Annotated in this window: 8 protein-coding genes; 1 reads left to right on the forward strand and 7 read right to left on the reverse strand. The window is 63.4% G+C overall.

Going from position 1 to position 10,048, the window contains the following annotated elements; genetic code table 11:
- Positions 1–3: 3 nt before the first annotated feature.
- From HEP69_RS02345 to cysS, 4 genes are all read right to left on the reverse strand, one after another.
- Positions 4–768, reverse strand: a complete 765-nt coding sequence (locus tag HEP69_RS02345) for a squalene/phytoene synthase family protein (protein WP_290556902.1) — start codon at positions 766–768, stop codon at positions 4–6.
- A complete protein-coding gene (locus HEP69_RS02350; RefSeq protein ID WP_290556903.1) occupies positions 765–1,475 on the reverse strand; it encodes a class I SAM-dependent methyltransferase in 711 nt (236 codons plus the stop codon). Before HEP69_RS02350 ends, HEP69_RS02345 begins: the two co-directional genes overlap by 4 nt.
- Entirely contained in the window at positions 1,472–3,085 is a 1,614-nt protein-coding gene (cimA, locus tag HEP69_RS02355) for a citramalate synthase (protein WP_290556904.1), read from the reverse strand. Before cimA ends, HEP69_RS02350 begins: the two co-directional genes overlap by 4 nt.
- A gap of 331 nt (positions 3,086–3,416) precedes the next feature.
- Complete coding sequence (gene cysS / locus HEP69_RS02360) at positions 3,417–4,808, reverse strand: cysteine--tRNA ligase (RefSeq protein WP_290556905.1); 1,392 nt, start codon at positions 4,806–4,808, stop codon at positions 3,417–3,419.
- 495 nt (positions 4,809–5,303) lie between these two features.
- Here cysS and HEP69_RS02365 point away from each other — a divergent pair, with 495 nt between their 5' ends.
- Entirely contained in the window at positions 5,304–6,629 is a 1,326-nt protein-coding gene (locus tag HEP69_RS02365; RefSeq protein WP_290556906.1) for an AarF/ABC1/UbiB kinase family protein, read from the forward strand.
- A 112-nt stretch (positions 6,630–6,741) separates the two neighbouring features.
- Here HEP69_RS02365 and HEP69_RS02370 read toward each other — a convergent pair whose 3' ends face one another.
- From HEP69_RS02370 to HEP69_RS02380, 3 genes are all read right to left on the reverse strand, one after another.
- The gene (locus tag HEP69_RS02370; RefSeq protein ID WP_290556907.1) at positions 6,742–7,749 is read right to left on the reverse strand and encodes a universal stress protein; all 1,008 of its coding nucleotides are present in this window, start codon (positions 7,747–7,749) and stop codon (positions 6,742–6,744) included.
- Positions 7,746–9,467 (reverse strand): cation:proton antiporter, encoded by a 1,722-nt coding sequence (locus HEP69_RS02375; RefSeq protein WP_290556908.1) that lies wholly within the window; start codon positions 9,465–9,467, stop codon positions 7,746–7,748. The genes HEP69_RS02370 and HEP69_RS02375 overlap by 4 nt, the downstream gene beginning before the upstream one ends.
- Positions 9,468–9,566: 99 nt before the next feature.
- A complete protein-coding gene (locus tag HEP69_RS02380; protein ID WP_290556909.1) occupies positions 9,567–9,776 on the reverse strand; it encodes a helix-turn-helix domain-containing protein in 210 nt (69 codons plus the stop codon).
- Positions 9,777–10,048 lie beyond the last annotated feature (272 nt).

Consider the following 10,048-nt stretch of genomic DNA (forward strand, 5'->3'; position numbering starts at 1 on the left):
GTCCTACCAGCGCCCGGTGGTCGCCCGCGCGATCAGGCTCAGACGTTTGCGCGCAGGGCTTTGTCCGAGGCGGCCTTCCGCCACGGCAGAGGGGTCCGCGCGCGCCTGGCGCAGGATTGGCCCGGCTTCCCATGCCGCCAGAAGCGCCGGGCGGGCCATGGGTGAAACCGCGGATCGGTCTGCGCGGGCGCGGCCGAGCCGTTCCAGTCCCGTCCCGGCAAGGGATCGCACGCCCTTTGCCGTGCCATCCAAGAGCGGAATGCGCCCGCGCGCTTCCAGTTCGGGGATCGCGCGCAGCCAGTTGGCCAGCCCCTGCGCATAGGCCAGATCGCGGATCGTCCGCTCTTGCGCGGGGCCCAGTGAGGTTACGGCGGCCCAAAGCAGCGTCCCGGCTGTCTGATCGAGATAGGCCTCGAAATTGGCGGCATCCTCGAACGGGTTCTTGTATATATCCCAGCGCCTTGCGGCGACAGTTTCATCCAGTTTTCTGGCCGTTTGCGCATCAATCGCCTCGGCCAGAGGGGTCGTCACTTCGTGCCTGCGCACCGGCTGGCCGCTCGCAATCTCCTCCAGCGCATCGCGCCACCATTGCAGGCGCATCTCGGCGATGATGCTTTCTTGGGTCAGCCAGGGCGCGCGCGCCACTTCGAGATTGAAGGCATAGAGTGGAAACAGGACCGCCCGCGCGGCGGGCGGCGCGGCCATGGTCGCCAGAAACCGATCCGGATCGCCCCGCTCCACAAGGGCTGCGCAGGCGGCGACGGTCATTCCGGCACGGCCACGACTTGGAGATAGCCATATTCATTGCCATGGGCGTGCCAGAGATCGATCTCGGATTGTTCCGCGTCGAGCGCCGCTGTCAGCTCGGCATCCGGCTCCGTGCCGCGCAATCGGTCGATGCGCGCCTGCACCGGTTGATAATAGGTCGCCCAGGCCGCCTGCGGCAAATAGCGATGGGCCAACACGGTAAATCCCGCCGCCCGGGTATCGGCCAGCACACCGTTCTGGTCCTGCATCGCCTCATACTGCGCCCAATGGGCCAGTGCCGCATCGCTGCGTGGCTGGCCGGTCCAGCAAAGCTCTGAATAAATCACGGCGCACTCGTCGGTCAGGTGATCGCGCCAGCCCTGAAGACCCGCGCGCACCCCCAGAAAATAGAGCGCCCCGGCCGTCCAGATCAGATCGAAGCGGCCGTCGGGCCGCGCCATGTCATCGGTACCCGCCCGCACCCTGGGATCGTCAGCATGGCGCGCCCGGACCCGATCGATGAAAGGCGCGTGGGTGTCGAGCGCAAGGATCCGCGCCTGGGGCCGATGTGCCAGAAGCCCCGGAATATCAGCTCCCGGACCGCAGCCTGCGTCCAGGATGCGCGGGGCCCGCGGCAGTGTCAGGTGCGACAGTGCCCAGTTCAGGCTTTCGTCATCGCCCGGACCTTCGCGGGGCAAATCGCTGTGGATCACAAAGAAAGCCGTCATGTCATGTCCCGGATCAGTTTCCAGCGGATGGCGTCCAGCAGGGCCTCGAAGGATGCATCCACGATATTGGCACTGACCCCCACGGTGGACCAGCGCCGCCCCTGGCCGTCTTCGCTGTCGATGATAACGCGGGTCACCGCCTCGGTCCCGCCTTGAGTGATGCGTACCTTGAAATCCACCAGCCGCATGTCGTCGATCCGGTCGGAATAGCGGCCCAGATCCTTGGCCAGCGCCTTGGCCAGCGCGTTCACCGGGCCACGATCGCTGCCCGCTTGATCGAGCGATTCGCTGACCGAGAGCTTTTTCTCGCCATCGACCTTCACCACCACCACCGCCTCCGACAGGCTGACCATGCGGTTGTACTTGTTCTTGCGCCTTTCGACCGTGACCTTATAGCGTTTGACCTCGAAGAACTCCGGCAAGCTGCCCAGGTCATCGCGCGCCAGGAGCTCGAACGAGGCCTGCGCGGTATCGTAGGAATAGCCCTTGTCCTCGCGCGTTTTGATCCGGTCGAGAATGCGCCCCAGCGCCGGATCGCCCGGAGCGACATCCAGCCCCGCATCGGCCAGACGTTTGCGCAGGTTCGACTGCCCGGCCTGGTTCGACATTGGAATGATGCGCGCATTGCCGACGGTTTCGGGCGCGATATGCTCATAGGTGGCAGGGTTTTTGAGGATCGCGCTGGCATGCAGCCCGGCTTTGTGGGCAAAGGCCGAGGCGCCGACATAGGGCGCCTGCTTCATCGGCACCCGGTTGAGGATGTCGTCCAGCATCCGGCTGATCCGGGTCAGCCCGGCGAGCGCATCATGTGTGACGCCGGTTTCGAACCGGTCTTTATAGGGCGCCTTGAGCAGCAGGGTCGGGATGATCGAGGTCAGATTGGCATTGCCACACCGTTCGCCAAGCCCGTTGAGCGTCCCCTGGATCTGCCGCGCACCGGCATCGACGGCGGCCAGACTGCCGGCGACCGCGTTTTCAGTGTCGTTATGGGTGTGGATGCCCAAGCGGTCGCCGGGGATGCCGGCGGCGATCACCTCGGACGTGATCCGATGGATCTCATGCGGGAGCGTGCCGCCATTGGTATCGCACAGAACCACCCAGCGGGCACCGGCCTCAAGGGCTGTGCGCAAACAGCTCAGCGCATAGCCGGGCTCGGCCCCGTAGCCGTCGAAGAAATGCTCGGCATCAAAGAGAGCCTCGCGCCCCTGCCCCGCAACATGCGCGATGGAGGCACCGATATTGTCGAGGTTTTCGTCATTGGTGATGCCCAGAGCTTCGGCCACGTGGAAGACATGGGTCTTGCCAACCAGACAGATGGCCGGTGTGCCTGCATTCATCACCGCGGCCAGAACATCGTCGTTTTCCGCCGAACGGCCCGCGCGTTTGGTCATGCCGAAAGCGGTCATTTTCGCACGGGTCCGGGGCGCCATATCAAAGAACGCGCTGTCGGTGGGGTTGGCACCGGGCCAGCCGCCTTCGATGTGGTCGACGCCCAGCTCGTCCAGCGCATCGGCGATCTGGTGTTTTTCATCCGTCGAGAACTGCACCCCCTGGGTCTGCTGGCCGTCCCGCAGGGTGGTGTCATAGAGATAGAGGCGCTCGCGGGTCATGGCACGCCCCTGTTCTGATTTGGGTCTGTCGGCAGATGCGGTGGGACAAGTCCCACCCTACGGGAGGGACCGCGCCTTGCGCCCGACGCGCCGATGGTGGGGTTCTCCCCGACCGGGTCTTGACCGCCCGGTGCATTTGATCCTTGTCGGTTGTGGATCGAAAGCGCAAAGGGCAGCCCCCGGCCGCGGGTGGGGGTGAAGCCCCCGCCCATGGGGGCGGTCGGGGGCTGCCCGGGGTGCCCCCGGGCAAGGTGGCCACGGCCCATTCGCCCGTTAGGCAAGAGGCTATCAGCGCTGTTCATACGCTCAAAAGATGTCGCTACACGGGCTGTCATTCGAGCAGCTCCGCGAGCTTCGAGGCATTAAAACCTGCCGTTCTTTTGGCGAGCGCTCCTTGACCAACACTCTGTTTGGTCGCTTGCAGTTCGATTCCCGCTTGCTGGGCTTGCTCGCGCAAAGCGTCTGCTTGCTCATATTCGCGCGCCCCCCGAAGCTCTGCATATCTCCTCGCAAGTTTCAAGAGCTGTTGGGATACCTCTTCGCTTTCGGCACCCCAACCCATGGTTCCCGTCGTCGGCACGAAATCGAACAATCCCATGAGTCTTGCACTCGCCAACAGTTTTGCTCCGTCGTCGGCGTTTTTTAGTTCATGGAGCCTTGCGATGGCTTTGGGCGTGTTCAGATCATCGGCGAGGGCAAGAAGAACCTGCTCATCGGGCGCGGCAGCTTCGACGCCTTCGACAGCTTCCAGAAAACCCAGAAGTGTTTGATTTGCCTCCTTTGCCTTCTTCTCGGTCCAGTCCATCGGCTTGCGGTAATGCGTGCTCAGGAACACAAACCGGATCACCTCGCCCGGCACGCCCTGATCCAGCAGATCCCGCACGGTAAAGAAATTGCCCAGAGATTTGGACATCTTCTTGCCCTCGACCTGCAACATCTCATTATGCAGCCAGACCCGTGCAAACCCACCCTCGGGGTGTGCGCAGCAGGACTGCGCAATCTCATTCTCATGATGCGGGAACATCAGATCGTTGCCGCCGCCATGGATGTCGAAGCTGTCGCCCAGCAGTTCATAGGCCATGGCCGAGCATTCGATATGCCAGCCCGGACGACCGCGCCCCCAGGGGCTGTCCCAGCCCGGCAGATCGTCCGAGGACGGCTTCCACAGCACGAAATCCATCGGGTTGCGCTTGTAGGGCGCCACCTCGACCCGCGCGCCCGCGATCATGTCATCGACCGACCGGCCCGAGAGCTTGCCATACTCGGTAAAGCTCTCGACCGCGAACAGAACGTGACCCTGGGCCTCGTAAGCGTGCCCCTTGGCAATCAGATCCGCGATCATCGCGACCATCTGCGGGATATACTCCGTCGCGCGGGGCATGTGATCGGGCGGCAAGGCGCCCAAGGCCCCCATATCGTCCAGAAACCACTCGATCGTCTCGGAGGTGATCTCCGAGATTTCGCGGCCGGTCTCGGTGGCGCGCGCGTTGATCTTGTCCTCGACATCCGTGAAGTTGCGCACATAGGTGACGTGATCGGGGCCATAGACATGGCGCAAAAGGCGATAGAGCACGTCAAACACCACGACGGGTCGCGCATTGCCCAGATGCGCGCGATCATAGACCGTGGGACCGCAGACATACATGCGCAGGTTTTGCGGATCGAGGGGTTTGAACACCTCTTTTGTCCGGGTCCGGGTATTGGTCAGTTTGATCTCGACCATGTTGCAAGGCTCCTTTTTTGGGCGCATGTGGCGCGGGCCTAGCAAGTCTCGTCAGTCAAGGAAATAAGAGAAACCGGCCCGCTGAGTGTTTCAGCAGGGAATGCAGCACGTCATGAGGCAGGTCCGGTTCGACATGCAAAGGGTCTAGCACGTCTCGGAGGCCAGGCCAAGCATCACCGGCGCGGCGTCTGAACAGACCAGAGAACGCTTCCGCATTCGCGCAGGTTGTCCCCGGGCGGGACGGGCTGAGATGGCGGGGACGGAAGGATGCACTCAACATGCCATCCGGTGGTCGCTGCGATGCTGTCGGGTTGGGACCGCTTCGATGTCGTTGCGCGAAAGGTCTTCCCGCGCCGGGCCCTCGGTTTCCGGGCCATCCAGGGGGGTCTTGAGCTGCGGCGCCCCGCAAGGGCTGCGGCCGGTCCCGCACTCCGATTGCGGCCTCGATCGGAGGCGCGCCATTGCAACGCGACGCGGCCCACCTAGGTCTGGGAGATGACAGACCGCCCCCCATCCGCACGCGCCATGCCCGTTCCCGCAGGCCGTCTGGCCCGCATGGGCCGCCTTGGATCGCTGACGGCCGGGGTTGCGGGTAACATGGCTGTCAACGGCATCGCCCAGATCGGTCAGGGGCAACGCCCTTCGATGCGCGATCTGCTGCTGACGCCGCGCAATGTCGAACGGGTGGCCGACCAACTGGCCAGGATGCGCGGCGCGGCCATGAAAATCGGGCAGCTGATGTCGATGGATACCGGCGATGTGCTCCCGCCCGAACTGACCGAGATCCTGCGCCGCCTGCGCGATGACGCGCATTTCATGCCGCCCGCGCAATTGAAACGGGTGCTCGGCGCCAACTGGCCCAAAGGATGGCTCGGCGCCTTTGACCGGTTCGATGTGCGCCCCGTCGCGGCCGCCTCCATCGGGCAGGTGCACCGGGCCCGGCTCAGGGACGGGCGCGATCTTGCAATCAAGGTGCAGTACCCCGGCGTTGCCAAAAGCATCGACAGCGATGTGGCCAATGTCGGTGTGCTGTTGCGTATGTCCGGCCTGATGCCCAAGGGATTCGATCTGGCACCGTATCTTGAAGAGGCCCGCAAACAGCTTCACGACGAAACCGATTATGCCCGTGAGGGGGCGCAGCTGTCGCGGTTCGGTGAGCTGCTGAGTGAGGCGCCGCAATTCGTGGTCCCGGCCTTGCATGCGGACTGGACCACGCCGAATATTCTGGCCATGACCTATGTCAGCGCCATCCCCATCGAAGAGGCTGCGGATGCTCCTCACTCCGTGCGCAACCGGATCGCGACCCACCTGATCGAGCTAACCCTCAACGAGCTCTTTTGCTTTGGTCTGATGCAAACGGATCCGAATTTTGCCAATTACCTCTATGATCCGGCCACGCAGCAGATCGTGTTGCTGGATTTCGGCGCGACCCGCCCGCTCGATCCGGTGATTGTCGCCCGGTATCGCCACTTGATGCGCGCAGGCCTTGCCGGGGATCGCGAGGCACTGGAGCAGAGCGCGGTCGAGATCGGCATCATCGGGGCGCAGACAGAGGACAGGCATCGCAACCAGTTGATCGCGATGATCCAAGAAAGCTTTGGTGCGCTGACGGACAGCCCGCGATACGATTTCGCCGACCCGTCCCTGTCACGGCGGATGCAGGCCCAGGGCATGGCCCTTGCCGAAGACGGCTATGTCCCTCCGCCGCTGCCGATCGATGTCCTGCTGGTGCAGCGCAAACTGGGCGGGGTGTTTTTGTTGGCTGCCCGGCTTGGCGCGCAGGTGGATGTGGCCGATATCTTGGAGAGATACACTGCCTGATCGGCGCGCGGGAGAGGCCCGGCAGCCGATCTGGATCGCGCGCGCCAAGGCAGGCACGGCGCAGGTTTGCCCCCGCCCTGAACGTGGTCAGCAACGGTTGGACGTGGCGCCGTTAGAACTCAAGCGGCGTAACGAAACCCGGTGGCTTTACCGCCACGACCGAACAGTCGATGCTGTTGAGCACATCCTCGGCGGTATTGCCGATGATCACCCCGTGAAGACTGGTGCGCGCGACGGTTCCGATCACCAGAATATCCGCCGCCAGCGCGCGGGTCTGCTCGGCGATGACGCTGCGCACGGGCCCCCTCTCCAGGATCGTGTGATAGGTTGGACGGCCCAGACCGGCGGCGTCGAACCGGTCGGCGACCTGGGCCGCCAGCCCTTCGACCGCACGGGCCCGGCTGGCATGGATCGACGCGACATAGGTCTCAGCCGCCACGCGCGAATCCGGTCCGCTGGCCCAGAGCCGGACCAGCCCTTCGCCCGGCGCGTCCCAGGCGTGCAGAACACCCACCATGGCCTCTGAAATCGGAGACATGCGGGCCGCGGTCTGCATCACGCGGATATTCAACAACTCCAGCGTTTCGGGCTCGGATGCATCGTCGAGATCGACATCGACGGCCGCCAGAACCTTGCCGATGGCATGCGGCGCGCCCGGTTTGCGGAGCCAGACCGGGCATGGGCATTTGCGCAAAAGATGCTGATCCGTGCTGGAAAAGAGAAACCGCTGCACCCCCTGCAACGGCTCTGCCGTTTTCACGACAAAGTCAAAACCCTCGGCAATCACCAGGCGGATGATCTCGATAAAGGGTTTGCCGATCCGGACCTCGACAGAGATGTCATCGTCCGGCCCTGTCTGCTCGATCCGTGCCAAAAGCGCGGCGCGGCGGTCCTCGACCAACCGCGCTTGGGCGATCTCGACATCTATCTGCGCCGCCCGCGCCCATTCCGCCGCGTCGGAAGGCAGCTCGACAACCGAAAACACGGTCAGCGATGCGCCATTCGGGCCCGCAAAGCCCCGGGCCGCGACCAACAGATCCGTATCCGCTTCCTGACCCGAACATACAACCAGCACTTTGCCGATTGTATCGGTGATCGGGGACGGATCCGCTGCGGTCATGTCGCAAATTCCCTTTGCCCGGCCGGATCGGGAATACCCTCATGAGCCAGCGGCGCGTCGGACTGGATCAGGGTCGCGGCCTGCGCCGCGGCATCCGCATAAGGCATCAGCACCAGATCGGCCTTGGCCTCGCGCAGCCTGTGGGCCGTCGTCTCATGATGCGCAGACACCGCGATACGACCTGCAAAGCCCAGATCCTTCATCGCGCGGATCAGCGACCGGCGCGGATCGTCATGGGTCACTCCGGTGTCATGTTCGGGCACGGCAGAGACAACCCATTGCACATCCTTGAGCGGCAGATGCGCCAGAAACTCAGGGTCGGTGGCATCGCCGAACACCACATCCAGACCCTGGCCGCGCGCGTGCCTGACCGCAACAGGGCTGAAATCCACACCCAGCACGCGCCTGCCGGCATTGCTCAGCTCCCGCGCGATCCCGATGCCGTACCGACCCAAGCCAAACACGATGACATCATGCTGGTTCTCGCCGACGGCGGTCTCGGCCTTGTCCCGCGTGGGTTTTCCGCGCTCAAAGACACCCAAGAGCGGCTCCAGCCGGTCATAGATCTGATGCGAATAGGTGATCATATAGGTCGAGGCCGCAATGGTGATCAGGCCCACCAGCGTGACCAGCCCCAACGCCTGGTCCGAGACATGGCCGATGGCCACCCCCATTGCCATGAAGATCAGCGAGAACTCGCTGATCTGCGCAACGGTCAGGCCGGCCAGGAACCCGATCCGCTTGCGGTATCCCATCGCCCCCATGATCGCGAGAACGATCAGCGGGTTGCCGATCAGCACAAAGAGCGAGAGCACAATCGCGGCGCCCACGCTTGCCCCCAGGATCGACAGATCCAACGCCGATCCCAGCGCGATAAAGAAAAAGAGCAACAGGAAGTCCCGCAGCGAAGCCAGACGCGCCGCGATTGCCTCACGATATGCGGTCGAGGCGAAGGAGACACCGGCCAGCAGACCGCCCAGCTCCTTGCCAAAGCCCAGGTAATGACCGGCAGCAGCCAAGAGCGCGGCCCAGCCGATGGCAAAAGAGACCAGCAGCTCGGGCGCGCGCGACAGCCGGTCGGTCAGCGGATTGGCGACATAGCGGATAAAGACCGCCACAAGGCCCAGCATAGCAAACCCATAGCCCAACACGACCAGCACATCGGTGAGAGCGGAGTCTCCCGATGCCCCGATCCCGACCGCAGACAGCACGATCATCGCAACGACAACCACGATGTCCTGCACGATCAGAAACCCCAGCGCGATCCGCCCGTGCAGCGAGTCGATCTCGCGTTTGTCAGACAGCAGTTTGACGATGATGATGGTCGACGAGAAGGTCAGCGCGATGGCCACATAGATACTGGTCACCGTATCGAGGCCGAGGGCAAGACCCAGCAGGAACCCGAACACCGTTGTGAACGCAACCTGACCCAGCCCGGTCATCAAGGCCACGGGGCCAAGCGTGCGCACCAGCTGAAAGTCGAGCTTGAGACCCACCAGAAACAGCAGGATCGCGATGCCCAGCTCGGCCAGCAGGTCAATCTGATCATCCGACCGCACGATATCGAGGACGGACGGCCCCGCAATGATGCCAACCGCGATAAAGCTGACGATCAGCGGCTGGCGCAACAACAGGCCAACAAAACCGGCAGCTGCCGCCAGCACCAAAAGCGCGGCGATCTCATAGAAAATATAGGCCTCAAGCGCCTCTGCCATCATTGTGTTATGCCCTTAGCTCATGTTGCGGCCCAGGTTTCGCGCTGAACCGGTCCGGTGTCGTGAAGTTGGATTGATTTGCGGCAGTCAGGTCCGTGGCGGTCAGGCGCATCCTCCGCCATTATCCCGGCCTGGGTCGCAGGTTGCGTGTTCGTTGACAAAAGCTTCCAGGTCCTTAACGGCAACACGAAACTCCCGCCCGAGCTTTACCGCGCGCAGCTCTTGCGCGTGGATCCAGGACCGAACGGTCTGCTCGCGCACCCTGAGCAGCTCGGCCACCTCTTGCGTCGTCAGGAACGGCGCGCTCAGCATATCTCACCCACGTTCAACGTCATTGAAACTGTCTCAAAGACGTTAAACCACTCTCAACCTGCAGGAAAGCTGTCTTTGGGGGGCTGGCGGGACATTGCCAACATGAGGGCTGCTCTGATTTGCGCGCCAGCACGAGACAGGAGGCGTGTCCCGCATAGACATCCGCTCATCCGGAAGCGGCGCCCGGCACGTGCCCGTCAATCCAAGGCACATGGCGGTTTTGGCGAGGCTCTGCCTCGCGCTCCGGGAATATTTATGGCCAGAAGAAGCAG

This window comes from Aestuariivita sp., from assembly GCF_021404545.1.
Lineage (GTDB): Bacteria > Pseudomonadota > Alphaproteobacteria > Rhodobacterales > Rhodobacteraceae > Aestuariivita.